This is a genomic window from Emticicia soli (assembly GCF_037860775.1).
In the GTDB taxonomy this organism is placed as follows: Bacteria; Bacteroidota; Bacteroidia; order Cytophagales; family Spirosomataceae; genus Emticicia; species Emticicia soli.
Genome location: NZ_JBBEWC010000005.1, coordinates 77,483 through 103,140, shown reverse-complemented (window position 1 = coordinate 103,140; position 25,658 = coordinate 77,483). Strand labels below are relative to the sequence as shown.

The window sequence follows — 25,658 nt, the reverse complement described above, 5'->3', positions numbered from 1 at the left end:
AAAAGCCAGCTCACTCTTTTATGATTGAACATTGAGCTGGCATTTTTCAAACTACATTCTTTTTGCTCTAAAATCTGAACCTTTGTTTTAGCCTTATTATTTATGAAGAGAACAGATTTATTTCAGCAGATGTCTAAATACGCTTCATTGAGTAAAGTTCTTCTGTTACTCACGCTCAATCTCATAGGTATTGGTATTATTTTTATCTTGCCAAAAAATATCTCTTTCATAAAACTGAAAGTGCAAGGCTTTTACAATACCAAGTTACGCTTGGGCAATGATTTAGATAGTACTGCACGTTACAATCTTGTTTATGCTAAAGAAGCAGCCATTATTGACTTGTTGGATTCGGTAATGCAACCCGACGATATTTTTCTTTTACCGCCACAATATTATCTGGTAGAAAATGCCTATAAAACCAGCCCTGCTACTGACCCTTATACCTGGACATACCCAAGCAAGTTCAAGAATCTGGTAATGAATAAATTTAATTTTGTTGAAATTACAGCACCTGATTCTTTGCTTACAAAAGCCACTCATACGTTTCTGGCTGATAAGAAAAGGGGACTTCGACTGGTTAATTTGAACGATTATTCTGCCACGCAAAAAGAGGCTATCATTAATCACCTGAAGACCTATAAGCCTTTTGGCTTCTTTATTCCTCAAACAGCCATTGATTACCTAAAACATAAAACACACAAGCAATGGAAGCAATAGCTATTATTTTACATATTGTTACCGGAGCTGGTGTATTGAGTATTTTGCGGATACGAAGGCATTTGATAGCCTTTTTATCGCTGTCTTTTTTGTTAGGTATTGGCTTAACTTCTTTTGTCCCGTTTTTACTAGAACTAGCTCATATCAACATCAATAAGGTTTCGGTCTTATTGAGTATGGCATTATTAGCAATAGCAAGCGCTATATGCTGTATTTATAACAGGCGTTTTTTAATACAGATATTAAGTATCAATAATAGCAAAATCCGGCTTTATGAAATTCCTTTTTTTCTAATAACAGCCTATTTTATGTATATCAGTATCTGGAAATGCTACTTTTATCCGAATATTCCGTTTGATACCCTTGTTGGGCCTGAACTAATAGCCAAAGCTACTTTTTTTGAGCAAACACTCCGGAATACTATTTACACCGATTTCCTGACACATACGTATCCACTAAGCAATCAGCCTTACTATGCGCCTTTTATAATGCTCATGCAGGTTATTTTTTTGTGCTTAGGCTCTCTATTTGGTAAGATTTGGCTTTCGGGTATGGTGCTGGCATTTTTTCTTTATTTTTATTTCGAATTAAGATATTACATACACCCCTTGTTGGTAGGCTGGTTGCTCACATTCTTATGGTTTATGCCAGAGTTATATTCTTATACTTATCTGGTACAAACCGATTATCCGAACGCCATATTTTTATTTATTGCTTTTAGCTGTATGTATCGGTATTATCTTAATGATAATCCTAAAAAAGCCGATTTCTGGTTATCGAGTCTATTTTTTGGTTTTGCCAGCTGGACACGCACCGAAACCATCCTTTTTCTACCTGTTATATTGCTATTTTTAACGAAGCAAAGGTTTATTATCAAAGCCTTGTCGTATAGTATTATACCTTTAATACTGTTTATAGGCTGGAACTACATCTTTTTAGGCTTTATTATTCCTAAGGCTGTCCCGCTGGGGACAATTAACTTTGATTTCTCTGATTATTTTTCAAGAGGGTGGACTACATTGGTAGGCACACACAAAATCATGTTTGATATTGCTTACTGGAACTATAGTTTTATCTTATTTTTCATCATCTTATTGGTCAACATAAGTTTGTATAGAACCAAAACCGAATTCCTCAAATTAAGCTGGGTAATGGGTATGCATATTATCTTTATGCTTATTGTTTTACATATCGAGGGGGCCAACATTCCGTTTACTTTCAGAAGAGGCTTTTTCAAGATTATCTTTCTATCTCTGTTTTATGCAGGTACAAGCCAATTGCTTATTAATTGCTCAAAATGGCTTGAGCGTGCAATAACAAAGTACTTGTAGACTTCATTATCTGCTATTTAGTTTCTGTTTTATCTCTTCGATTCCCTTATTCATGCCGTAAACCTGCTGAAAAAGGTTTTCCATCGAATATTCGTCTGCTGCATATTCTTTAGTACTGATAAAGCATCTGAACTCCCACAATTCAAGCACATGCTCAAACGGAATTTCGTAAGAATTATAAATTTTATTGTCAGATACCATCAGTAACACTTGCTCATTTGCCTTTACATATACTCGCTTATAGGCAATACCTGTGGTTGACACCACAATATAAGTTTTGCCATTTTTTATGTCAGCTATTTGCTCTACAAATTTGCCTACAATAATAGCCTCGTCGGGTACTGGCAACATCGAATCGCCTGTAAGCGGAAAACCCCTGTGCGTACCCATGCCAATAAATGGCAAAGCAGCTTTGGGAAGTGCCTCAATAAACTCAGGGTCGGCATAGCCACTCAAGTATCCGGCTGATGCCTTTACAGGCACTACCTCTATACTCTCAAACTTCCCATCGTCTTTAATCAGAATCGGAAAAAGCAGGCGGTTCCCTCCTACTTTTATTAAGCCTTTTAAATCAACCTTACTTAAATCTGATTTTACCAGGGCATCTAAAGCAATATGAAAATATGATGAAATAGCCGCAAGGGTATCGATAGGAATCGCCCTTGTGCCTTGCTCATAATTGGCGTAACGGGTACTCGGAATATCAATGGCATCGGCCAATTGCTCTTGCGTGAGCCCTTTGCCAAGCCGCAGTAGCTTGATATTTCTGGCTATTTTTAACTGGTTTACTAGTTGCGCTTCCACTGATTACACATTTTGTTGACACAATACTACACATTTTGAGTATACATTTATTGCAGAATCCCAAAAATTATTTATCCACATCTTAAAATTCACATGGAAAAAGCCATAGTTCACTATGACCTCGACTCCTTTTTTGTATCTGTTGAAAGGCTTAAAAATCCGTCACTTATTGGTAAACCTGTTGTTGTTGGCGGTTTAAGCGAGCGAGGTGTAGTATCATCTGCCAGCTACGAAGCCCGCCGATTTGGTGTGCATTCGGCTATGTCGTCGCAAATGGCCAAGCGCCTGTGCCCCGATGCCATTTTTATTAAAGGCGACCACGAAAGTTATACTCATTATTCAGATGTAGTAACCGAAATCATTGCTGAGTCGGTACCTGCCTTAGAAAAAGCCTCTATCGATGAATTTTATTGCGATTTCTCGGGCATGGAGCGGTTCTTCGGTTGCTACAAATGGGCCGATAAAATCAAAAAACGCATAAAGAATGAAACAGGGCTTGCTACCACATTCGGATTGAGCACAAACAAGACGGTATCAAAAGTATTAACCAATGAGGTAAAACCTGACGGCCAGAGGGGTGTTTTAGCAGGGCACGAAAAAGCCTTCTTGCATCCTTTAGCCATCAATAAATTACCAATGATTGGCGAAGTTACAAGCCGAACGCTACGTAATATGGGCGTGCAAAGCATTGGCACGCTTGCAGCTATACCGCTGGAGTTTTTAGAGGTTGTTTTAGGCAAAAATGGAAAGCATTTTCTGGAACGAGCCAATGGCATTGACGAAACCCCTATTGTGCCTTTTCATGACCAGAAGTCGCTTTCTAAAGAATTAACATTCAGTACCGACACGACTGATGTTGGCAAAATAAAATCACTTCTGGTATATATGGTAGAAGGGTTGACTTTCGACCTAAGAAGCCAGACCAAATGTACGGGCACTATTTGTGTGAAAATACGCTACTCAAATTTTGATACTTATACCAAGCAAGTCAATGTTCTATATACCTCTGACGACCACGTGATTATAGAAAATGTACTTGATTTGTTCGACAGACTCTATAATAAACGTTTGCTGATTCGGCTTATAGGTGTGCGCCTAACTAAACTTATACAAGGCTACTCGCAGATAAGCGTCTTTGGTAATTCTTCAAAGTTGGCTTCGCTTCATCAGGCGATGGACAAAATCAAGACTCGCCACGGCGAAAAAGTAGTTGGCCGGGCCTACGGTATGCAACAAGACAAGCCAAAAAAAATTCAGGATTTACAAGTAAAGAAAAAAATACCCCGATAGCGATATGTATCTCAATTGCCATAGCTATTTCAGTTTAAAGTTTGGCACTTTAAACATAAAAGAATTGGTAAGCCGAGCTAAAGAGATGGGTTGCCAAAGCCTTGCCCTAACCGATATTAATACTTGTAGCGGTATTTTTGATTTTGTAAAAGCCTGCCAACAAGTTGGCATTAAAGCAATAGTAGGAGTCGAATTCCGGAACAGTGATGATTTAAAATACATCATGCTGGCCAAAAATGAGACAGGTCTGTACGAAATCAACCGTTTTTTATCTGCTTACCTCGAATCAGGAAAACCATTTCCACAGAAAGCACCTGCCTGTGCTAATGCCATTACCATTTACCCAATTGAATGCTTTGAGTCTAATCCGGTTTTAGGGGCAAACGAATACATAGGCGTTCGTTTCTGGGAGCTTAACAAGTTGTTTAAATACCATAAACACAAGGCTATTCAGAAAACACTCGCCTTGCATTCTGTTACTTTTCATGATAAAATATCTTTTAATTTACATCGGCTACTAAGAGCTATTGATAAAAATTTACTACTTAGCAAACTACCCAAAAGTGCCGAAGCCCACAACGAAGAGCTTTTTTATGCTATTCCGAGCCTAATAGAGAAATTCAATGCGCATCAATTATTCTTACAAAATACGGCCTTTGTAATTAATTCGTGTGAATTCAAATTCAATTTTAATCTTAGCAAAAACAAAAAAGCATTTACCAATAATAAAGAAACTGACACAGCTCTATTAAGAAAGCTCACGCTTGATGGTATGCATAAACGCTATGAAAACCTAGCAAATAGTATCTCTGATAGAATTGAAAAGGAGTTAAGGATAATTGAAGAGCAAGATTTTTCAGCTTATTTCTTAATTACGTGGGATATTATTAACTATGCCCGAAACCTTGGGTATTTTCATGTAGGCAGGGGTTCAGGGGCTAATTCTACTGTTGCCTACTGCATGGGTATTACAGATGTTGACCCTATTGAACTAGACCTTTATTTTGAAAGGTTCATAAACCCCGACCGAACCTCTCCCCCTGACTTTGATATTGATTTTTCGTGGGACGAACGAGACGAGATTATTGAGTATATATTTAAAAGATATGGCAAAGAGCACGTTTGCTTGCTGGCTACCTATAATACTTTCCAGAAAAATTCGGCCATACGAGAGCTAGGAAAAGTCTTCGGGCTACCTAAACAAGAGATTGACAACCTATTGAGATACCCTGAAAAAACACATAACAATGAATATATCCGCTATATTTTGCGCTATGCCCCCTTGATGGAAGATATGCCACATAACCTTTCGATTCATGCCGGAGGGATACTCATTTCTGAAAGTCCGCTTTTTCAATATACTGCCCTGCAACCTATGCCAAAGGGCTTCCCGATTTGCCAGTGGGATATGTACGTGGCCGAAGATATTGGCTTTGCCAAATTTGATATTTTATCGCAACGAGGTTTAGGTCATATCAAAACCGCCGTTGACCTTGTGCGAGAAAACCGAGGTATCAACATTGATATTCATCAGGTACAGCAGTTTAAAACCGATGAGCGCATAAGGCAACAATTACAAAGTAATGAAACGATGGGCTGCTTTTACATTGAATCTCCTGCCATGCGGCAATTGATGTGGAAACTCAAATGTGATAATTACCTTACACTTGTAGCGGCTAGTTCTATCATACGCCCCGGTGTTGCCAGTAGCGGTATGATGAAAACTTATATAGAGCGGCACCATAATCCGCACAATATTGTACACTTACACCCTAAAATGGCTGAGTTACTATCAGATACTTATGGCGTAATGATTTATCAGGAAGATGTGATAAAAGTAGCCCACGAATTTGCCAAAATGACACTAGGCGAAGCTGATATTCTGAGGCGAGCTATGTCGGGCAAATATAGGTCGAGAATAGAGTTTCAGAAAATAATAGATAAATGGTTTGCCAATTGCAAGGCATTGGGGTACTCAGACGAAGTAGCGCAAGAAGTATGGCGGCAAATCGAAAGTTTTGCAGGCTATAGCTTTTCAAAGGCTCATTCGGCTTCTTATGCGGTCGAGAGCTACCAAAGCCTTTATCTGAAAACCTATTATCCGCTCGAATTTATAACAGCAGTAATTAATAATTTCGGCGGCTTTTACCGCACAGAATTCTATATTCATGAAGCCCGGCGCAGTGGCGCAATCATTGAGGTGCAGGATATTAACGAAAGTGAGTATTTTACAAAAATCCAGGATACAACCATCTGGTTAGGCTGGATACACCTTAAAAGCCTCGAAATAAAAACTGCCGAAAGAATTGTGAAAGAACGCCAACTGAACGGTAAATTTCTTTCTTTTTCAAACTTTGCACATAGGGTTCAGTTGGGTCTTGAGCAATTGATAATTCTGGTAAGAATCGGCGCATTCAGAAGTTTTGGTACTCCCAAAAAAGAACTTTTGTGGGAGTCTTATCTGCTTATGCGCAACAACATTAAGCCCTCGTCTTATAAAGAATCGCTTTTCGGATATGTTGAAACCCGATTACAACTGCCGCCCTTGTCTTATGACCCTCTGGAAGATGTTTACGATGAAATTGAGTTGTTAGATTTTCCTATCAGCTCTCCTTTTAATTTGAGTGCCGAAGAGATAAGCAATCCGGTAACATCAGATAATCTCTACGAAAAACTGGGTAAAGCCATTAGTATATATGGGTATCTGATTACCTGGAAATCGATAAGAGCTAAAAACGGTAAAATAATGGGATTTGGCTATTTTTATGATATTTCAGGGAAGTTTTTTGACACCGTTCATTTTCCTGAAAGCCTTGAAAAACACCCGCTTCGGGGAAGTGGTATTTACTATTTATCAGGCAAAGTGGTAGAAGACTTTAGTTTTTATTCTATCGATGTTAGTCTTATGCGAAAAGTAGAGCTAAAGCCAGACCCACGCAGTGTATCAGAGCCTTATGAAGATAACCCAAGCTTTATGATAAACGATTAGGGAGGTTTAGAGTATGTTTAAAAATTATGATTCGACCTGCAAAGGCATCTTTTTTAGCTATACTTCGTTGCATTTTTTCGATGTAGCTGCTGGCTACATCGAAAAAATGACGCCTCGTCTAGCTAAAAAATCTGTCCTTTTCGGTCAGAATAACAAAATTTAAACATACTCTTATAAACAAGAGAAGTATTTATGATTGCTCATAAATACTTCTCTCTTATATATTAAGCTTTATTATCAATCCACAAATTCAATAGTATTTATTGCAAATAGTGGTTTACCTTCTGCTTTTGGATTTTTGAACACAAAATAGAGATTCTGTTCTCCGGCTGTATTAACCTTGATTTTCATTGGAGCCATACTTGCTTCTCGTATATCGGCATTGCCTATCACAGTTCCGGTTGGTGAACCTAGTCTGATTTCTAAGCTACCACCTACTGTTCTACCTTCTTGAGAGAATGCACCAACTATAATTGTCTTAACTCCTGTGAGGTCGATGTTTTTGAAGGCCAGATAGCTATCATTTTCAGAAGCAATAGCCACTTCTCCACCTAGCTGCTCAACATTAAATTTAGCAATACCTTTCGACTCATCGTAAGTAACCGCTTTTAGTTTAGGGCTACGCAAAGCCAATGATTTGGTAGTAGTCAATGGGCCTATTATTTTACCACCTTTGTCGGTATAAGTAGCCTGAATGATATAAGCACCTTCTTTTTTGCCTTTGTGAGCAGCCGTTTCGTAAGCACCTGATACAGGTTGAGATGTTTTACGGGTATCGTTCAATGAAAGAATATAATCAACCATGTCTCTTGCATCGGCCATTGATAATTGTGGGTGAGCAGCCATAGCTTGTTCGCCCCATACACCACCACCACCTTTGATAACCTTCTCAGCTAACTGATTGATAGCTGTTTGTCCACGGCGGTATTTTTTAGCTACATCAATATAAGCAGGCCCGATAGATTTTTTATCAACCGAGTGGCAAGCCTTACAGTCGCTTAGGTCAATCAGACGTTTACCAGCAGCAAAGTTCATATTTTCTTTGTGGCCTTGCTCTAGCATGGTTTTGTCGTATCCTTCTAAGTAGTTGATATTTACCACTACATCTTCAGGGTCGATGCCTTTGCTTAGGGTACCATCTTCTTTATCGCTTACTCTTACATCATAATTGATTTTCTGATTATCGAAAAAGAAAGTTTTATTGCCATTAACCGCAATATTCAAGCTTGGCTCGGCATTTCCTACTTTAATAATAGTACTTTGCGATGATTTGTTTCCGGCTGCATCTGTTACCGTTAATACTACATTGTATTCGCCCGGTTTAGTAAATGTAAACTTCGGATTTGGCTTTGTGCTTACAGGTAAGCCTTTGCCAAAGTTCCAAGCGTATTTTAAAGCATCTTTGTCATAATCCATCGTTCCGGCCGACGAGAAAGTAACAGCTAATGGTGCTGCACCTGCTTTTTTATCAGCCGCCATCATAATCACAGGCTTTCTGTTACCCGGATTATACTCAATTACTGATAAAGTAGCGTCTTCGTTTTGTGCAAACCAGTTCATACCATAGTCTAACACAAACAGACGACCATCTTTCGAGAAAGCCATGTCCATCGGGTGCGAGAATTTAGTACTTGGCATAAAACGTTCCATGCCTTGGTAGTTCCCTTCTTTATCCATACTTACCAGATAAATCCAGTCACGCATCCACTCATAGGCAAAGAATTTACCATCAAAGTAGCTTGGGAATCTCTTCGGATTTTTTGTATAATCTTCTGAATAATAAACAGGCCCAGCCATTGGGTTTGCACCACCTTTACCAAACTCAGGATATAGTTTTGATATTCCATAGCCATAGTAAAGCCATGCTTTGGTAGCAGGCATTAGCTCTCTTAAACCTGTGTTGTTAGGTGAATCGTTGATAGGTTTTGCTGCATCATATTTCTCACCTGATTTTTTCTCAGCAAAATTATAATGGTTATAAGCAAAGTTATCACCTGTGAAGATAGGCCAACCAAAGAAGCCTGGTTTACGTGCCTGATTAAACTCTACAATACCATCTGGGCCACGTTTTTCGTCTGCTTTACCAGCATCAGGGCCTACATCACCCCAATACAAATAGCCATTGCGTTTATCAACCGAAATTCTGTAAGGGTTACGCATACCCATTGCATAAATTTCAGGGCGAGTTTTTTCTGTTCCAGCCGGATACAAGTTTCCTTCCGGAATAGTATAAGTACCATTATCTTCTGGTTTGATTCTCAGCACTTTACCACGTAAATCGTTTGTATTACCTGATGAACGCAAAGCATCCCAACCTTCACGACCCGGGCCGAAATCGATTGGAGCATAACCATCAGAAGAGAATGGGTTGGTATCATCGCCTGTTGATAAGAAAAGGTTACCTTTTCCATCCCAATCGATTGAACCACCCGTGTGGCAACATTCGTCACGTTTTACATATACACGCAACAAAACTTTCTCTGACGACATCACAACTGTATCTTTCTTATCATCATACACAAATCTTGACAAAAAATTATCTTTTGTTACTTCACGCGTTTCGTCTGGTGTATAGTAGAAATAAAGCCAGTGGTTTTTCTCATAGTTAGGGTCTGCACCAACGCCCATTAAACCATATTCAAATTTGGTATATACAGGCATTTGCCCGGCTACTTTCACTTTTTTCGTAACAGGATTCCAGACTTTTACTGCACCTTTACGCTCTACAAAAATCACTTTACCATTAGGTAAAGTTGCTAGTTCTGTTGGCTCATTAAGGTTAGTTGCCAAAGTAATACGCTCAAAACGGTTTTCTTCTGGTGCACGTACCGAACGGGCTTTAGAATAATCTAGTTTATCGGCCATTACCCATTTCAGACCTTGCCAGAAGTGCTCGGTTATTAATGGTTCTGTGAAAGTCTCAGGTGTGTGCCCAAAGTTTGAATAGAAAGCCTTACCGCCATCGTACTCGTGATACCATGCCATTGGGTGGAAATCACCCATTTTACCCATTTCGTAGCTGCTTTCGTCTACTCTTACAATAAATTTCAGAATATCTTTTTTCAAAGATTTGAAATCATAAAACTCATCGGTTTTCTCGAAAGTATCAGGAAAATGCGCCGAGGCAGGGAAAGTTTTATCGAGCGTAATCATTTTACCTTTCTGTACATTTGATACTCTACCACCCGGATGGCTGGCAAAATAGCCGCCCATCAGGTCGTTGTACCAAGGCCAGTTATACTCGGTATCAGAAGCAGCATGGATACCAAAATAGCCACCACCTGCTTGAATGTAACGCTCAAAATCGGCTTGTTGTGCCGGATTCAACACATCGCCGGTAGTACTTAAAAATACAACAGCGGCATAATTTTTCAGGTTAGCTTCGTTAAATTTTGTTGCATCGGTGGTTGTGTCGATACCAATGGCATGTTTTCTACCTAAATCGATAAAAAACTGATTACCTTCTTTAATTGAAGCGTGGTGGAAACCTTTTGTTAAAGAAAAAACTAAAACTCTTCTTTGCTGTGCAAACGAACTTACACTCGCAAACAATAGTAATAAAATAAGGATAGGATTAAGCTGTTTTTTCATTAGAATAAAAACATTTTTTATGAACAACAAATGTAATCAAAAACCAAAGAATAAGTGTCATTCCGACATTAAAAAGTATTTTTTTAAGATTATATATAAGAATTTATCGAACAAAATAGATTTTTTGTTTTATACATATCTTCATAAAAAAAACCATTATTTCAGCCCTGCTAAAGCTATTTACCAGCCCGCAAAGTGTACGTTATACCTGCCTGTGTAGGTAAATCATAAACTATTGTTTCTTCTATGAAACTGGCATCAACATTTGCTTTAGGTGATACAAGGGGCGCTTTGATAGCCGCCAGTTGGTAGAAAGAATTAGAATTCTTCCCGTTAGCTTTTTTCATCGGTGCAGTAGACTTTAAGCTATTACTTACACGCAAACGGCAGTTACCTCCTATCATAGATTTAATAACAAGCTCTGTGATTTTACCATCTTTCCACGATAAACGCACAATCTCAAAACCGCCTCTGGCTTTTAAACCACTTACGCTACCCTCGCTCCAATTGTCAGGTAAAGCAGGTAATAAATGAATAGTGCCATCGTGGCTTTGCAAGAGCATTTCGGCAATACCCGCAGTACAACCAAAGTTTCCATCAATCTGAAACGGCGGGTGGGCATCGAACAAATTATCGTAAGTACCACCACCCTGACGGCCGGGCACTTCGGCCGGAGATAACTGGTCGGTAATAAGTTTATAAGCACGATTCCCATCTAGCAGCCTTGCCCACCAGTTTACTTTCCAACCCATCGACCAACCTGTTGAAACATCGCCTCTATAAATTAAAGAATTGCGGGCTGCTGCAAATAAGTCGGGGTGTTGGTATGGCGAAATCTGATTTGATGGAAAAAGCCCGTATAAATGTGAAATATGGCGATGTTGATCTTTGGGGTCGTCTAGGTCTTCCAGCCATTCCTGCAATTGGTTATGCTGCCCTATTTGCATAGGCGGTAGTTGCTGTAATTTAGCTTTTATCTGATTAGCAAATTCAGCATCTATTTTCAAAGCCTTTGCAGCATTAATAAGATTTGAGAAAACATCAAACACCAATTGGTTATCCATAGTAGCGCCTGCGGTGATAGAAGATTTCGGGCGGCCAGCAGGTGAGTTCTCGGGTGATGTACTAGGCGTTACTACTAACCACTGATGTGAAGGCTCTGCCACCAGAAAATCATGGTAAAATGTAGCAATGCCCTTTAATACAGGGTAATATTTTTGTAAAAAAGCCTTATCGCCACTATATAAATAATGTTGCCACAAGTGCTGGCTCAGCCATGCACCACCCATAGGCCACATACCCCAGAATGCTCCATCTACAGCTCCGTTGATACGCCAAAGGTCGGTATTATGATGCGCCACCCAGCCATTGGCCCCATACATGGTCTTGGCTGTTTGCACGCCTGTCTCTGAAAGGTCTTTTACCATACTGAAAAGTGGCTCATGCAACTCGGGTAAGTTGGTCAGTTCGGCAGGCCAGTAGTTCATTTCTGTATTGATGTTGATAGTATATTTACTATCCCAAGGAGGATTTACCCGATTATTCCAGATACCCTGCAAGTTAGCGGCTTGCCCGCCGGCTCTTGAAGATGAAATAAGTAAGTAACGCCCAAACTGAAAATACAAAGAAACAAAACCAGGGTCGTTGCCGCTGGCAAAGGCTTTCAGGCGCTCGTCAGTAGGTAACTTTGAAGCCTCAGTTGCACCTAAGTCTAATTTAACCCGCTTAAAAAAGCGTTGGTATTCTCTTATATGATTATTGAATAGCGTGCCATAAGGTAGTTTCTCGGCTTTAGCCAGATATTCTGCTGCTCTTTTGTTTGCGTCAGCACTTACATCGTGGTAGTTTACAAAATTGGTAGCAATAGATACCAGTAGCGTAACGGCCGAGGCGTTATTAATAGTGAGGCTTGTATCGTTTCTACTTATCCGGCCATCGTTCGGCAATACTTTAGTGATTGTCTGAAAACGAACGGCACCTTTTACACCTTCGTGGTCTTTACCTAAACCCGAAACCGATAATTGGTTTCGTTGAACATTAACAGCCGTTTTAAATGGGCTGCTCATTGATACCTGAAAAGATAAACTCTTGGGTTTATTAGCATTCAGGCGTATTACCATTACTTGGTCTGGGATAGAAATAAAGGTAGTACGGGTATATTTTACACCATCAACCTGATAAGTAGTTGTTTGAATAGCCTGCTCAATATCCAATTCCCGTCGGTAATTAGTGTAATTTTCATGATTCAGAAAATCAAGCTGAATGTTTCCGACAGGCAAAAACATTTGCCCGTTATTTTTTTTAGCTATAATATCTTTCTGCGCCAGGTCTTGGGCTTCTTGTACTTTTCCTTCAAATATTAGCTTACGAATGGCAGGCAAGGCAGCTAAAGCATCAGGATTATCGTTTCGGCTTGGCCCACCCGACCAAAAAGAGGACTCATTAAGCTGTAAAGTTTCATGTGCTACATTACCATACACCATAGTCCCCACACGTCCGTTACCGAGTGGCAAAGCATTAGTCCATTTTGTTTCGGCGGGTTGTTTATACCAAAGTTTAAGATTATTCTGCTGGGCATGTATGGCCGTAGAAAATACCAAAAGAAACCCGATAATTCTTTTCATAAAGTGAGTCAAAAAAAGAGTTAAGGAATGATTAGATAGCAGTACTTTAGAACATAAAGCAGCATATTAACTGAGGGCAAAGATAGTATTCTTGCAGAAACATAATAGTATCTGCTTCCCTTTTCTTGCTTTTCCGTGAAAATAATAGAAGATATATTATAAGAAACCTGTGAATAAAATCAGGTAAAAAACAGCTTCATACAAGCTATAACCAAACCAAAAGCCAATAGATAGCGAAGCGTAGGGATATTGAATTTTTGACTACCGAAATACGAACCTAACAAGCCCCCAAAAATGGTGGCAGCTACAGCCCATTGTAAGTCGGGCGTAAGATGTACACCGCCTTTTGATAATTGCCCGTACAAACCCGAAAGGGAATTAACAAAGATAAATAAAGCTGATATAGCAGCCGTTTCTTTCAGTTTTGCCCATCGCATCAATAGCATCAGCGGGCTTAGTATAATGCCGCCACCGATGCCTATCATACCAGAAAGTAAACCAATGGCTGCGCCCGACAGTAAGCTCGCCCATAGAGGCACAGGGAGGTTAGGCGTTTCTTCGTTTCGGAACTGATACACTAAGCGGGCAATAGAAATCAGAATACAAGCAGCCAGTATTTTTTTATAGATACTATCGGGCAATGTCATAGTTCCACCCAGATAGGCCAGCGGAATACTTGCCAGCGCAAACGGGAGAAACAATTTGAATTTAAAATGCCCGGCCCGATAAAACCCAATAAAAGAAAATAACGACACGGCAAGATTCATAACCAAAGCCGAAGATTTCATCATAGATGGTGCTACTCCTATTAATGCCATTACTGCTAAATAACCACTGGCGCCCCCATGCCCTACTGAGGAGTAAAGAAATGCCACAATAGCCAGTAAAAAGAGTAACAGATACAAAGAAGAGTCCATGCTTAGGGTGTGCTTATCGTTATATTTTCAAAAACATAACGCAATATCAGCAATTTAATTAAAGCACAAAACAACTATTTGCATAATTTTCAGGTTTATTGTGTACGCAAATTTAAAATTTAGTATTACGCAGATTGATATACAAGCTAGCTTTAATGGCTTCAATTAGCATTTTAGGGTATCTTGGCTTAACTTTGTGGCTTATATCAATATCCACTACAAATATATGAAAGATTACTTCCTTGATTTTTTTCATTCTATTAGTATCGTTGTTGTGCTCGTTGTAGCTATTGTTTTATCACAGCTAGCACGTAAAGCTCTCAATAGATACTCAAGGCGTAATGCCAACAATCTCCGAATCAATGCTACAACTTTTAGCTTTATGAAAAATGCCATTAGTTTTGTCATTTTTGCTTTAGCTATTATTCTGATTCTGCATCTGATTCCGGGGCTCGAAAAACTGGCTACTACGCTTTGGGCCAGTGCAGGTATTTTATCGGTGGTGATAGGTCTTGCCACACAACAAACCTTTGGAAATATAGTGAGCGGTATTTTTATTGTTATCAATAAGCCTTTCCGTATCGGCGATGCTATACAATTACCTAACGGGAATAACGGCATTGTACAAGATATTACGCTACAATTCACGGTTATCAATAATGCAGAAAACCGCCATATAATTATTCCGAATGCACTTATTACTAAAGACTATATTGTTAACTCGAGTATTATTGATGACAAAGTGTGTAATCAGATTGATGTAAAGATAGTAACTGATGATATAGAAAAAGCCATGAATCTTTTAAAAGAGATTGCGGCCAGCCATCCTGATTTTTATGATGTAAGCAAAGATAAGTTGCCACCATCTGCTACCGAGAAAATTACCCCTATTATGGTACAAGTACTTGATTTATCTGATTCGTGGGTTACTTTAAGGCTCAGTGTCTGGTGTAAATCATCAACTAAGGCTTTTGCCATGAAATCAGATTTGCTACTGGCAATCAAAAAACGCTTTGTAGCTGAGGGTATTAAGATATAAAAGCAAACGAGGCTGTCTCAAAAGAAAACGGCACAAAATATTATTTGGCAAGGTATAGACCCCACTCCCCAACCCCTCTCCCCAACTGTGGGGAGAGGGGCTTTTTAGTCCCCTCCCCATTGTTGGGGAGGGTTAGGGTGGGGTCTTTTCCAAATATTATTTGGTATAAAAAACTTTTGAGACAGCCTCGTGTTTTGCATTAAAGTTTTCTAAGCTTCTTTTTTTGCCTTTTTATGATGATATTTCTTTGCGTTATCTGCTACTTTTTGTTCTTTTTTCATTTCTTTCTTTTCTACACCAGTACTAGCTTTTTCTTTAGGGCCTTGAGGTTTACCGCCTTGGGCAAATGTAACCGGAGCAACAAATATAGTAACTGCGAAAGCTGCTAACAAAACTGTTTTTTTCATGATTGTAATAGTTTTAAAATTGTATTGGGTTACCCGCCTGACCAGCGAACTTTCTGATACAAATTAAATCTCTAACTATTAAAACCATTATAAGCTCAAATTAAACACGGGTTAAATCTATATTGCCATGATTAAAATTTTAACCTCAATTATTGGCGGCATTAGGCAAATGAACAATTACCTTAGTACCTATATTCAATTCGCTTTTAATATCTATCTTTCCTTTGTGGAGTTCTACAATCTTATTACATACCGAAAGCCCTATGCCAAAACCAGATATATTAAGGGCATTTTTTGAACGATAGAAAGGCTTGAAGATGGTTTCAAGGTCTTCTTTCGGAATACCTATTCCTTCGTCTTTAATTGTTACTATGGTATGTGTTTTATTAAAGTCTATAATTACCTCTGCCTGCTGCATAGGCGAATACTTACAGGCATTATCTATCAGGTTGATAAACGTTGTTTTGAGTAAGGCTTCATTGCCAAAAACAATAATAGAATACTCGTTTTCGGGCTCTTGTGCATATTTTACCGTAATACGATACTCAGGTTTACCTAGACCTAGTTCGTCTTGTGCCTGAAAAATAATATCATCGATACGGACTTCGCCGAAGTTAATTAATGGAGATTTAAATGGGCGTACAATCTGTAAGAGGTCATTGGAGAGGTTTATCAAACGGTTAATGTCTTGACGAATATTCTGCAAAATCCCTCTATGTTGCTCTATGGAAAGGTTCTCTTCCAAACTAATTTCCACTTCTGATTTCAAAGCCGCCAGGGGTGTACGTAGTTCATGCGAAGCATGAGACACAAAACTTCTCTGGAGTTCGAACGATTGCTCTAAACGTGAAAGCATATTATTAAAAGCAGCAGCCAGTAGTCCTATCTCATCTTTACTATCGTGCTCAATGCGCTGCCTTAGATTATTGGCTGTAATAGTACTTAATTTACTTATAAATATATTGACGGGCTTCAAAGCATTTCCGGCGAAGAAAATACCTAGTAAAATAGTAATTAAAATACCGATAATTAAGCCTACAACAAGTGTTTCTCTCAGGTTTTTCAGTTTGCTTCTACCAAACTTATCAAAAGCAGATGCTAATATAACATAGTGTTCTTGCCCAAGATTATAAACTAAGCCTAAAGACTCATTCTCTCCACTCGGAAACTCTATATACTTTGCTTCCCTTACCCTATCTAGTAAAGCGGCATCATAATCTATCACTATATCATCTATATTGCTGTATAGTAACTCGTTTTTATCTGAAAAAATCAATATTTTTTCATCATGTAAAGCCGTAAGGGTGTTCTTATCAATAATTTTTAGTAAGGCTTTATCAATTTCATCGACCTTTATAAAGAAAGAACCCGTAGTTAGTGCCTTATTTTTAAGGCGCTCCATAAACTCTTCTTCTCTATAAGAAGCCGATTGCTGATAGATTATCCATGAAAACAGCGACAATAAACTTGCAACGATTATTGAAAACTGAATCGCTATTTTGGTTTGAATTTTCATGCACTTTCCCTTATCATATAGCCTAGTCCCGGGCGGGTATGAATTAGCTTAGGCTCGAAACCTTTATCGATTTTTCTGCGCAGAATATTTATATATACCTCTATTACATTTGTACCGGTATCAAAGTGTATGTCCCATACGTTGGTAGCTATTTCAGGCTTTGAAATAATTCTGCCCTGATTTCGTACCAAAAACAGCAAAAAGTCATATTCCCTGGCAGTTAAGCGTATTTCATTGCCGGCTCTTTTTACAAGTTTGCTATCAAGAAAAATCTCCAGGTCAGCAATTTTAACCACATTCCCCACACTCTCAGGCTCAGGGTTATTGTGTCTTAACGCTACTACTACTCTGTGATATAACTCTCTGAAATCGAAAGGTTTTACGATATAATCGTCTGCGCCTGCTTCAAAACCTTCAATCTTATCTTCTATTTCGCTCATGGCAGTAAGCATCAATATTGGCAGATTGGGTTTAAACGACCTGATACTTTTACACACCTCAAAGCCATTCATTTCGGGTAGATTAATATCAAGAATAATCAGGTCAAAGTCGATAGACTCTGCTCTTCTTAAACCTAAAGTGCCATTATATGCTACCTCTATTTCAAAACCCTTATTTGTTAATCCACGTGTTAATAATTGAGCAATTCTTTGATCATCTTCAATTATCAGAATTTTTTTTGCCGACATTTCAGTTCGCTATCTTTAAAATTATCCAGTTCTCAGCCTTAAATGAGTGTTGTATTATTGAGCGTTTTAGTGAACATTTAGCTTTATTTCAACACATAAACGTTTACTCAAAGATACAACACCAAAAGCACTGTTTTTAATCATTTATTTTTTTTTAATTTATTTCTAAGAAACAATTAAGGTGCATTTCAAGGTCAAAAAAGATTTATGGCTTAAAATTGTATGATGGTTAAAAGCTTGTTTAATACCCAACATATTAAGCACAATATACCGAAAATTATTGATTATATATATTCAAACAGTTCTTTAATCACCCCAAACAGAAGAGCATGTTTAAAAATTATTGTTTGAATAAAAAATAGACTTGAATTATTGTCTTGCTACGTATATTTCTTTTTAAAGTACTAACTTCGCAGCGCTTTCTATAGTTTTTAATTTCCTAAACTATCTATTAACAATGGACCAACAACCCACAGAACACCAGACCAGAACCTATGCCGCTGCCATTAGTATTTTACTCCTGCTTTCGCTCTTATGGGGCGGGTATCAATGGAGGCTCGGGGGCACACTCAAAAAAGAAAATGAGGTTTTAAGCAAACGCACCGACTCACTGAAAGTAGTAAGAGACAATCTTCAGAAAGAATTAGAGGGTATATCGGCCGAACTCGAAGCGGCTACTACTCAGAATCAAACACTTGCGGCATCGCTTTCGAGTATTAACGAAAAACTAGCCGAAAAAGACAAAGTACTGAGCCGCCTGCAAAAAGAAAACCAGTCGCTAGCTGCTTTAAGAAAACAGGTAAACGAATTAAAAAACCTGAGAGAATCTCTGAATAATGAGTTGGCTATGATAAAACAGGAAAATGCTCAATTAAGAGCTGATAACTCAAGGCTTACCAGAGAAAACGAAGATTTAAGACGCCTGAACGATACTAAGAATAACACCAGCTACCTGCCCAAAGAAGAAGAAAAATCTACTACACTTCTGGGAGCAAATGCATTTCGGGTAGATATAACAAACCGAAGAGAAAAACTGATAGTGAAAGGCCGCAAGGCACGAGACATAACCATTATGTTTGATTTGCCTGATGGAGCCAAAGGTAGTACTGACGAAATTGTATATTTAAGTCTGAAAGACATCACTCAGAAACCCCTGAAAGACTCGAAAGCGAAACCGATAAATGTAAACATAAAAGGGGTGATGAACCCTGTAACAGTACACCTGACTAAGGCTGTAGATTTTACCAGAAACCCTCAGCGGGTTACTCTAAAATATAAATTAGATGAAAAATTGAAGTCGGGCGTATATATGGCAGAACTTTTCACCGAAACAGTATTTTTAGGAAAAGTAGAGTTCAGATTAAGATAAGACTCTGCCAATAGTATTATTAAGCATTTTTAGCTTTGGGATTCATATTGATTAAAATTGGTAAAGATTGCAATTATCTTTACCAATTTCTTTTTTAAGAGCCTTATTTCACGTTTGAAAGTACTCGTGGAATCGGGAGAATTTCGGTCTGACGGCCATCTATATACCTGAAACCTTTTTCGTTAAAAAAGCCGTCTTCTTCAAGCATAATTCTGATAGGCTTTTTCCATTCAGCCAAATCAACCGATACATTTAGTTCTATCGAATAAGCTGTATTAAAATTGAGCGGATAATCTCCACTACCAATGGTTTTGCCTTGGTTATCCCACATACCAATGGTTGGCCCTGCGGCATGTCCATGATTCCCGATTGGGTGAGTATAGATAGTACCTCGCAAACCGTCTTTCTTTGACTGTGCCAAAGCTCTGGCCAGAATTTCGTTGCCTGTAAGCCCGGCTTTGAAGTTATCAGTCAGGTTGTCTTGTAATTGATTACCCTGTTTAAAAGCTTTTTTCAGAAAATCGGGCACGTCGGTCTCTCCTGCTTTAAGCACGTAGGCGTGTTGTTGCTGATCTGAATTAAGACGCAGGTAAGTAATTCCGAAATCACAGTGAAGCAAATCGCCGGGTAAAATCACCTGTTTTTGCGGACGTTTAGAAAAAGTACGCAGATGGTCGAAACTCTCGGGGTCAAGTCGTTGAATATCTACTGTTGGATGAAACCAAGTATCTAAGCCCAAATCTGTTACTCGTTGGCGCATCCACCACACTACGTCGTCGGTAGTGGTAACGCCCGGCTGAATCACTTTATCAGAAAAAGCCTCCTGAATTATCTCATGTGAAATGCGGCATATCTGCTGATAAATTACCATTTCCCGCTCTGTGCGGGTTTCAAGCCAATTAACAGCCAGATTAGCAGCCGACACTATTTTAGCCTGAAACTCGGCAGGTAGTTTAGCCATAAACTCCTTGTGCTCGGTGTAGGTAAGCCCATCGGCATGTGCATAATGTTCCGAAAAATTCAAGCCTATTTTTTTAGGGTTCTTATCTTTTATCACTTTTACCAAGGCATCCCATTGGTCAGGATTTGTGTTTAAATCCCACTCCCCTTTCAGCAGATTCCCTACATCGTAGCGGGCAATAGCCAGGCGTTCTACGCCTTCTTTTTCTCCTTTATCAAAAAATACCATCATTGTACGCCTTCTGGCCGATAGCCATACCGAAGGCAACATGGTTTTCATAACCGGGTCTTCGTTATATTCTCTCGAAATCAGTACCCACATATCAATCCCTTCTTTCCTCATTAGTTGAGGTAAAAGATTCGTCATTCTGTCTTCCAGAATTTCATCAATTACTGTGGCACGCTCACGCTCGGGCAAGATACGAGGGATAGACGATTGTGAAAAAAGAGGTATAACAAGACCAAAACAGAGGACAAACAATAAGATTTTTTTCATGATGAAGGTAGCTAGCTTAGTTTAATTCGGAGCCCTAAAGATAGATGGACTTAGCTAAAAAACATCAACCATCAGAACATTTTTATACAATTACTCTTACAGCCATGCTTATTCATTTTATTTGAATATATTTGTTTAAAACCTAATTACACTCTATGAAACTAAGCTTTACTATATTCTTTACCCTATTTTTCCTATCTACACTCTTTGCACAAAACAAAACTCAGGTTGTAAGAGGCAGCGTAATTGACCGCATTACACGCCAGCCGATTATAGGGGCATCAATACAAATCACAGGCACTACACAAGGCGCTATTACCGATGCCTCTGGGACATTCTCTATACCTAATGTAACCATTGGCCGACGTTCAGTTAAATGTAGCTCGGTTGGTTATGAAACTTACTCAAGTGAAGAATTTATTCTGAACTCAGCCAAAGAAGTAGTTTTAACAATAGAACTAAGCGAAGCAACAGATGCCCTGCAAGAAGTAAAAATAACGGCTTCGCAAAACACCAGCCGCCCTGTAAATGATTTGGCATTTGTAAGTGCGAGGTCGTTTACGGTAGAAGAAACCGAGCGGATTCCTGCTTCGGTTAATGACCCCGGCCGTATGGCTTTGGCTTATCCGGGTGTAAAAGCAGGCAGAGACGAAAACGAAAACAAAATTATAGTACGAGGCAACTCCCCTTTTGGTATTCTGTGGCGGCTCGAAGGCATTGATGTACCTAATCCTAATCACTTTGCACAGCCTGGCTCCGGTGGTGGCGGTATTACTGTTTTTAGCGCACAGCTATTAAGCCGCTCCGATTTTTTTACCGGAGGTATGCCCGCCGAATATGGCAATGCCATTACAGGAGCATTTGATATAAGATTCAGAGAAGGGAATCAGCAGAAAAGAGAATACAGAACTAAAATTGGCCTCTTAGGACTCGATTTTTCAACCGAAGGCCCTATTGCTAAAGGTCGCTCGTCTTATCTGGTCAATTACCGTTACTCTACTTTAGGCTTATTGAGCCAAATGGGTTTTTATCTGGTAGGTGAGCGAGTTTCGAACCTATTTCAGGATTTATCTTTCAATCTGGCTTTTCATAGTAAAGATGGCAAGAAAACCACGACCCTTTTTGGATTAGGTGGCCTAAGTACAGAACACTATTTTCCGGTTAAAAACCCCGAAGAACGTATTTTAGGTAAAGCCGATAATTGGGAAGACAGATTGAGACCTGCCAATATGGGAACAGTGGGACTAACACACACAAGCAATATTAATGAGAAATCGTCGCTCAAATATGTAGTTGCTATAATTGGCAGTTCTATCAAACGTTTTTCTGACACACTGAATATAAAAGATGAAAGATTCAGGTATGATACACAAGCCTACAAAGAATTCCGATTAGCAGGCTCAGTAGCTTATAACTACCGATTCAACAACAAAACACGCCTGAAAACAGGAGCAATTCTAAATTATATCAACTTTGATTTCTTTAAAGAAACCGCTCCCCGAAACTCCATCACCGATATAAACCAATTGAATGCAGGCCGACAAGTATCGGTAAGTGGCAGCGGCAGTACCCAAACAGCACAAGCCTATGCACAAATAGTGCAGAATCTAGGCAAAGGTCTTACACTCAATGCGGGTTTTCATTTAATGCACCTTTTTCTGAACAATACTACTGCGCTCGAGCCTCGCTTATCAATACAATATCGCTCGCCTAATGCGCATACATTCAGCTTTGCTTATGGTTTATATAGCCAGTTGTTGCCTATGAGTGCCTATTTCTATACCCGAAAAGATACTGTGGCAAGCGTAATTACTGAGTCAAAACCAAACAAAAGTTTAGCATTCCCGAGGTCAAATCATTTTATATTGAGTTATAACTATGTAACGCCAAGCCTTTGGAAATTCTCGACCGAAGCTTATTATCAGCTATTAAACAAAGTTCCGGTAGAAGATAAGATAGGTTCAGCCTATTGGATGCTTAATTTCTCCGATAATTTCCCTGAATTTGCCGTGGTAAGCAAAGGTAAAGGCCGCAATTATGGCCTAGATGTGGCTATAGAAAGGTCTTTTTCAAAAAAATACTACTTAGTACTTACAGGCTCAATCTTCGACTCAAGGTACAAAACCATAGATGGTAAGTGGTACAACTCTTCATTCAACGATGTTTTCAGCACAGCCCTCACTTTTGGGCGTGAGTTTTTGTTCAAAAATGGTTCGGTTTTACAGCTCGGTGGGCGGTCTATCTACAATGGTGGATTTAGATATACACCATTAGACGAAGCAGAATCGCTTAAACAAAATAAATTTGTTACACGCAAAGGTGCCGAATATTCGCTGCAAGCGCCTGCATATTTCCGTATTGATGGCCGGATTTCGTACCGCACCAATCGCCGGAAATACGCAACTGTTGTTTCTTTAGATGTACAAAACGCAACCAACAGAATAAACACTACTAGTATACAGTATAATAGCGTTGAAAATAAACTTGAACTCCGCAAAGCAGGTAATGGACTTGTACCCGTTTTAAGTTTTCAGATAGACTTTTAGCCAATCCTATACAAATAGGGCTTTTCAACGTGTAATTACAGGGTTTCATCTACTAAATACCCCCGTGGCACATTATTAATTTCTAAACTATCATTGAATAGTTATATTTGTCAATAATACATTTATTTAGCCTCTCTTTCGTTTTTTAAGATGAGCCGGCATTCAAAAATATTACTCATTGCTTTGGTGCTGGTAATAGGCTCTTGTGTAACCCCGTTTGAGATTGATGTATACAGTGACAAAAAATATCTGGTAGTTGAGGCTAATCTGAATGATATTGACAAAGAGCAGAGTATTAATATTAACATAACTAATAATTTTGCCGAAAATACCTATAACTCTCCGCTTTCAGAACTGAAAGTAGAACTTATAGTTAACAAAACAGAAACCATTAACCTAATTGAAACAAAAAAAGGTATTTATGCACTTCCATTTTCTTTCCGCATAGCTCCTGGTGCTATTTATCAATTAAGATTTCAGATGCCTGATGGTACTTTATATCAATCAAGTGAAGAAAAGACAAGCCAAGCAGCTGCCATCGATAAAATCTTTGATGAATTTGTAGCAGATGGTATCAAAGGAGAATTAAGAGATTTTCCGGCTAATTATGTTTACTTAGATTTCAGAGACAACCCTAACGAAAAAGATTTCTATGTTTGGACCTGGACCTTGTGGGAGAATCAAAGGTTCTGCAAAACAGATTACTACGATTATTATTGTGGTAATAAATGCTGGGAGATACTTCCTAACAAAGACTTCAATGTTTTTAGCGATGTGTATTCTAACGGAAAAGCCACTTTCGGAAAATTAATTGCTAAAATACCTTATTACTCGTTTGATGGCGCACTTCTTGAAATCAGGCAACAAGCCGTATCAGAGCAGGCGTACCATTATTTTAAATTATTAACTGAGCAAACACAAACTAACGGAACGCTGGTTGATACGCCACCTGCGGCTATTGTAGGTAACATAAAGAACATTAGTAACCCAACCGAACCTGTTGGAGGCGTGTTTTCAGTAGCAACAGTAGTTAAGCAAAAATATTGGCTCAATCGTGAAAACGGAATTGGCAAAGCAATTCCAGTAGGGCTTTTAGGGCGAATGCCTGTTTTAGTACCAAATCAGATTACATATCCTTGCCTTAAAAGCCCTACCCGCACTCCAACAAAACCGGAAGGCTGGATAGATTAAACATACAACTATTGATAAAACCTCTTTTTAATTGATGAAAATAAATAAAATATGGGTCATTGTTTCATTGGGTTTGTGGATATGCTCGTGTGTTGAACCATTTGAAATAACGTTTCAGCATGGCCAGAAAATATTAACTGTAGATGCCACAATTACAGATACAGAAGAAGAACAGGTCTTTAGCATTACAGAATCTGAAAGCAGAAACAGCGTGGTTTATTCTTTTAATGTAACAGGGGCCAAAGTTGAAGTATTAGTTGATAGAGTTGAAACCGTTTCTCTTACAGAAAAAAGTCCTGGAGTGTATGCGCTTCCAGCTTCGTTTCGGGTAAAAAAAGGTAGTGTATATAAACTCTTTTTTGAGAAGGCCGACGGCACAAAATATGAGTCAGCAGAAGAAGTAATGACGAGCGTGCCTGAGATAAAAAAAGTATATGATGAGTTTCGTATGGAAGGAATAAAAACAGGAGCCGGTTACGATCCCGCAAGTTTTGTGTTTATTGATGCCGACGACCCGGCTGATGAAAAAAACAATTATGTGTGGTCGTGGAGATTATGGGAAAAACAGATTATCTGTAAGTCTTGCTCAAATGGCAGATACTTTGTTTCACCTCCACCCGATGGCCAATGTGTATATGAAGAAAAATATAAAGAAGTACCCTTCTTTGATTATGCCTGCGACGGTAATTGCTGGGATATTTTCTATAACACAAGCCTGAATGTATTTAGTGATGTATTTAGTAATGGCAAGAGCATTGTTGGGCGTGTAGTGGCTAAAATACCCTATTATTCAGAAAAAGGAGCATTAATTGAAATAAAACAACAGTCGGTTACACCAGCGGCATATCGTTATCTGAAACTATTAACCGACCAGGGCCAAAATACTGGTAGCCTTGTTGATACCCCTCCGGCGGCAATAGTTGGTAACATAACAAATATGACGACTCCTGATGAACCTATTGCAGGTTTTTTTATGGTTTCAGGGGTTCGGACAGTAAGGTATTGGTTAAGTCGTGAAAATGCGCTTAACTCTGGTGCAATACCAACAGGTATATTGGGGCATAAACTTAATTATGAACCAAACTCTGTATTCCCAGACCCACCAAGGCCGCCATTGGCTCCTTGCAAACCGAGCAGATTCAGAGCCAATGTAGAGCCTGAAGGTTGGGTAAACTAAGATAT

General features: G+C 38.9%; 17 protein-coding genes. 9 read left to right on the top strand and 8 right to left on the bottom strand.

The genetic code is table 11. The features are described from left to right. Positions 1-102 precede the first annotated feature (102 nt). Entirely contained in the window at positions 103-717 is a 615-nt protein-coding gene (locus tag WAE64_RS08320; RefSeq protein ID WP_340235800.1) for a hypothetical protein, read from the top strand. Beyond that, positions 705-2,048, top strand: a complete 1,344-nt coding sequence (locus WAE64_RS08315) for a hypothetical protein (protein ID WP_340235799.1) — start codon at positions 705-707, stop codon at positions 2,046-2,048. Before WAE64_RS08320 ends, WAE64_RS08315 begins: the two co-directional genes overlap by 13 nt. Before the next feature lie 6 nt (positions 2,049-2,054). Here the strand turns inward: WAE64_RS08315 and WAE64_RS08310 are convergent, their stop codons facing one another. Then, on the bottom strand, positions 2,055-2,852 hold the full coding sequence (locus WAE64_RS08310; RefSeq protein WP_340235798.1) for an XRE family transcriptional regulator: 798 nt from the start codon (positions 2,850-2,852) through the stop codon (positions 2,055-2,057). A 93-nt stretch (positions 2,853-2,945) separates the two neighbouring features. On the opposite strand from WAE64_RS08310, the gene dinB reads away from it, so the two are divergent. Both dinB and WAE64_RS08300 read left to right on the top strand, forming a co-directional pair. Then, positions 2,946-4,142, top strand: coding sequence for a DNA polymerase IV (gene dinB / locus WAE64_RS08305; RefSeq protein ID WP_340235797.1), 1,197 nt, complete (start codon positions 2,946-2,948; stop codon positions 4,140-4,142). Between the two features lie 4 nt (positions 4,143-4,146). Continuing rightward, positions 4,147-7,131 (top strand): DNA polymerase III subunit alpha, encoded by a 2,985-nt coding sequence (locus WAE64_RS08300; protein WP_340235796.1) that lies wholly within the window; start codon positions 4,147-4,149, stop codon positions 7,129-7,131. A gap of 237 nt (positions 7,132-7,368) precedes the next feature. On the opposite strand, the gene WAE64_RS08295 is transcribed toward WAE64_RS08300, so the two are convergent. The 3 genes from WAE64_RS08295 to WAE64_RS08285 form a co-directional block, all read right to left on the bottom strand. Beyond that, complete coding sequence (locus tag WAE64_RS08295) at positions 7,369-10,722, bottom strand: ThuA domain-containing protein (RefSeq protein ID WP_340235795.1); 3,354 nt, start codon at positions 10,720-10,722, stop codon at positions 7,369-7,371. Between the two features lie 176 nt (positions 10,723-10,898). Continuing rightward, a complete protein-coding gene (locus WAE64_RS08290; RefSeq protein WP_340235794.1) occupies positions 10,899-13,346 on the bottom strand; it encodes a glycoside hydrolase family 95 protein in 2,448 nt (815 codons plus the stop codon). 179 nt (positions 13,347-13,525) lie between these two features. Continuing rightward, positions 13,526-14,263, bottom strand: a complete 738-nt coding sequence (locus WAE64_RS08285) for a sulfite exporter TauE/SafE family protein (protein WP_340235793.1) — start codon at positions 14,261-14,263, stop codon at positions 13,526-13,528. A gap of 226 nt (positions 14,264-14,489) precedes the next feature. Between WAE64_RS08285 and WAE64_RS08280 the strand changes: the two genes are divergently transcribed. Continuing rightward, positions 14,490-15,302 (top strand): mechanosensitive ion channel family protein, encoded by an 813-nt coding sequence (locus WAE64_RS08280; protein ID WP_340235792.1) that lies wholly within the window; start codon positions 14,490-14,492, stop codon positions 15,300-15,302. 209 nt (positions 15,303-15,511) lie between these two features. Here WAE64_RS08280 and WAE64_RS08275 read toward each other — a convergent pair whose 3' ends face one another. The 3 genes from WAE64_RS08275 to WAE64_RS08265 form a co-directional block, all read right to left on the bottom strand. Further along, complete coding sequence (locus WAE64_RS08275) at positions 15,512-15,709, bottom strand: hypothetical protein (protein ID WP_340235791.1); 198 nt, start codon at positions 15,707-15,709, stop codon at positions 15,512-15,514. A gap of 145 nt (positions 15,710-15,854) precedes the next feature. Next, the gene (locus tag WAE64_RS08270; protein WP_340235790.1) at positions 15,855-17,225 is read right to left on the bottom strand and encodes a sensor histidine kinase; all 1,371 of its coding nucleotides are present in this window, start codon (positions 17,223-17,225) and stop codon (positions 15,855-15,857) included. After that, complete coding sequence (locus WAE64_RS08265) at positions 17,222-17,914, bottom strand: response regulator transcription factor (RefSeq protein WP_340235789.1); 693 nt, start codon at positions 17,912-17,914, stop codon at positions 17,222-17,224. Before WAE64_RS08265 ends, WAE64_RS08270 begins: the two co-directional genes overlap by 4 nt. A 457-nt stretch (positions 17,915-18,371) precedes the next feature. On the opposite strand from WAE64_RS08265, the gene WAE64_RS08260 reads away from it, so the two are divergent. Then, a complete protein-coding gene (locus WAE64_RS08260) occupies positions 18,372-19,283 on the top strand; it encodes a hypothetical protein (RefSeq protein ID WP_340235788.1) in 912 nt (303 codons plus the stop codon). A 103-nt stretch (positions 19,284-19,386) separates the two neighbouring features. On the opposite strand, the gene WAE64_RS08255 is transcribed toward WAE64_RS08260, so the two are convergent. Then, on the bottom strand, positions 19,387-20,739 hold the full coding sequence (locus tag WAE64_RS08255) for a M24 family metallopeptidase (protein ID WP_340235787.1): 1,353 nt from the start codon (positions 20,737-20,739) through the stop codon (positions 19,387-19,389). A gap of 155 nt (positions 20,740-20,894) precedes the next feature. On the opposite strand from WAE64_RS08255, the gene WAE64_RS08250 reads away from it, so the two are divergent. The 3 genes from WAE64_RS08250 to WAE64_RS08240 all read left to right on the top strand — a co-directional run bounded on the left by WAE64_RS08250 (position 20,895) and on the right by WAE64_RS08240 (position 25,653). Further along, positions 20,895-23,285, top strand: coding sequence for a TonB-dependent receptor (locus WAE64_RS08250; protein ID WP_340235786.1), 2,391 nt, complete (start codon positions 20,895-20,897; stop codon positions 23,283-23,285). Between the two features lie 150 nt (positions 23,286-23,435). Beyond that, positions 23,436-24,476, top strand: coding sequence for a DUF4249 domain-containing protein (locus tag WAE64_RS08245; RefSeq protein WP_340235785.1), 1,041 nt, complete (start codon positions 23,436-23,438; stop codon positions 24,474-24,476). Positions 24,477-24,510: 34 nt separating this feature from the next. Continuing rightward, on the top strand, positions 24,511-25,653 hold the full coding sequence (locus tag WAE64_RS08240) for a DUF4249 domain-containing protein (RefSeq protein WP_340235784.1): 1,143 nt from the start codon (positions 24,511-24,513) through the stop codon (positions 25,651-25,653). The last annotated feature ends 5 nt before the right edge of the window (positions 25,654-25,658 follow it).

What these genes read in the sequence shown, in the direction of transcription:
- WAE64_RS08315 (WP_340235799.1), top strand. Translation starts at nt 705, where the DNA reads ATGGAAGCAATAGCTATTATTTTACATATTGTTACCGGAGCTGGTGTA.
- WAE64_RS08255 (WP_340235787.1), bottom strand. Translation starts at nt 20,739, where the DNA reads ATGAAAAAAATCTTATTGTTTGTCCTCTGTTTTGGTCTTGTTATACCT.
- WAE64_RS08295 (WP_340235795.1), bottom strand. Translation starts at nt 10,722, where the DNA reads ATGAAAAAACAGCTTAATCCTATCCTTATTTTATTACTATTGTTTGCG.
- WAE64_RS08280 (WP_340235792.1), top strand. Translation starts at nt 14,490, where the DNA reads ATGAAAGATTACTTCCTTGATTTTTTTCATTCTATTAGTATCGTTGTT.
- WAE64_RS08270 (WP_340235790.1), bottom strand. Translation starts at nt 17,225, where the DNA reads ATGAAAATTCAAACCAAAATAGCGATTCAGTTTTCAATAATCGTTGCA.
- WAE64_RS08245 (WP_340235785.1), top strand. Translation starts at nt 23,436, where the DNA reads ATGAGCCGGCATTCAAAAATATTACTCATTGCTTTGGTGCTGGTAATA.
- WAE64_RS08285 (WP_340235793.1), bottom strand. Translation starts at nt 14,263, where the DNA reads ATGGACTCTTCTTTGTATCTGTTACTCTTTTTACTGGCTATTGTGGCA.
- WAE64_RS08250 (WP_340235786.1), top strand. Translation starts at nt 20,895, where the DNA reads ATGAAACTAAGCTTTACTATATTCTTTACCCTATTTTTCCTATCTACA.
- WAE64_RS08290 (WP_340235794.1), bottom strand. Translation starts at nt 13,346, where the DNA reads ATGAAAAGAATTATCGGGTTTCTTTTGGTATTTTCTACGGCCATACAT.
- dinB (WP_340235797.1), top strand. Translation starts at nt 2,946, where the DNA reads ATGGAAAAAGCCATAGTTCACTATGACCTCGACTCCTTTTTTGTATCT.
- WAE64_RS08240 (WP_340235784.1), top strand. Translation starts at nt 24,511, where the DNA reads ATGAAAATAAATAAAATATGGGTCATTGTTTCATTGGGTTTGTGGATA.
- WAE64_RS08260 (WP_340235788.1), top strand. Translation starts at nt 18,372, where the DNA reads ATGGACCAACAACCCACAGAACACCAGACCAGAACCTATGCCGCTGCC.
- WAE64_RS08300 (WP_340235796.1), top strand. Translation starts at nt 4,147, where the DNA reads ATGTATCTCAATTGCCATAGCTATTTCAGTTTAAAGTTTGGCACTTTA.
- WAE64_RS08265 (WP_340235789.1), bottom strand. Translation starts at nt 17,914, where the DNA reads ATGTCGGCAAAAAAAATTCTGATAATTGAAGATGATCAAAGAATTGCT.
- WAE64_RS08275 (WP_340235791.1), bottom strand. Translation starts at nt 15,709, where the DNA reads ATGAAAAAAACAGTTTTGTTAGCAGCTTTCGCAGTTACTATATTTGTT.
- WAE64_RS08320 (WP_340235800.1), top strand. Translation starts at nt 103, where the DNA reads ATGAAGAGAACAGATTTATTTCAGCAGATGTCTAAATACGCTTCATTG.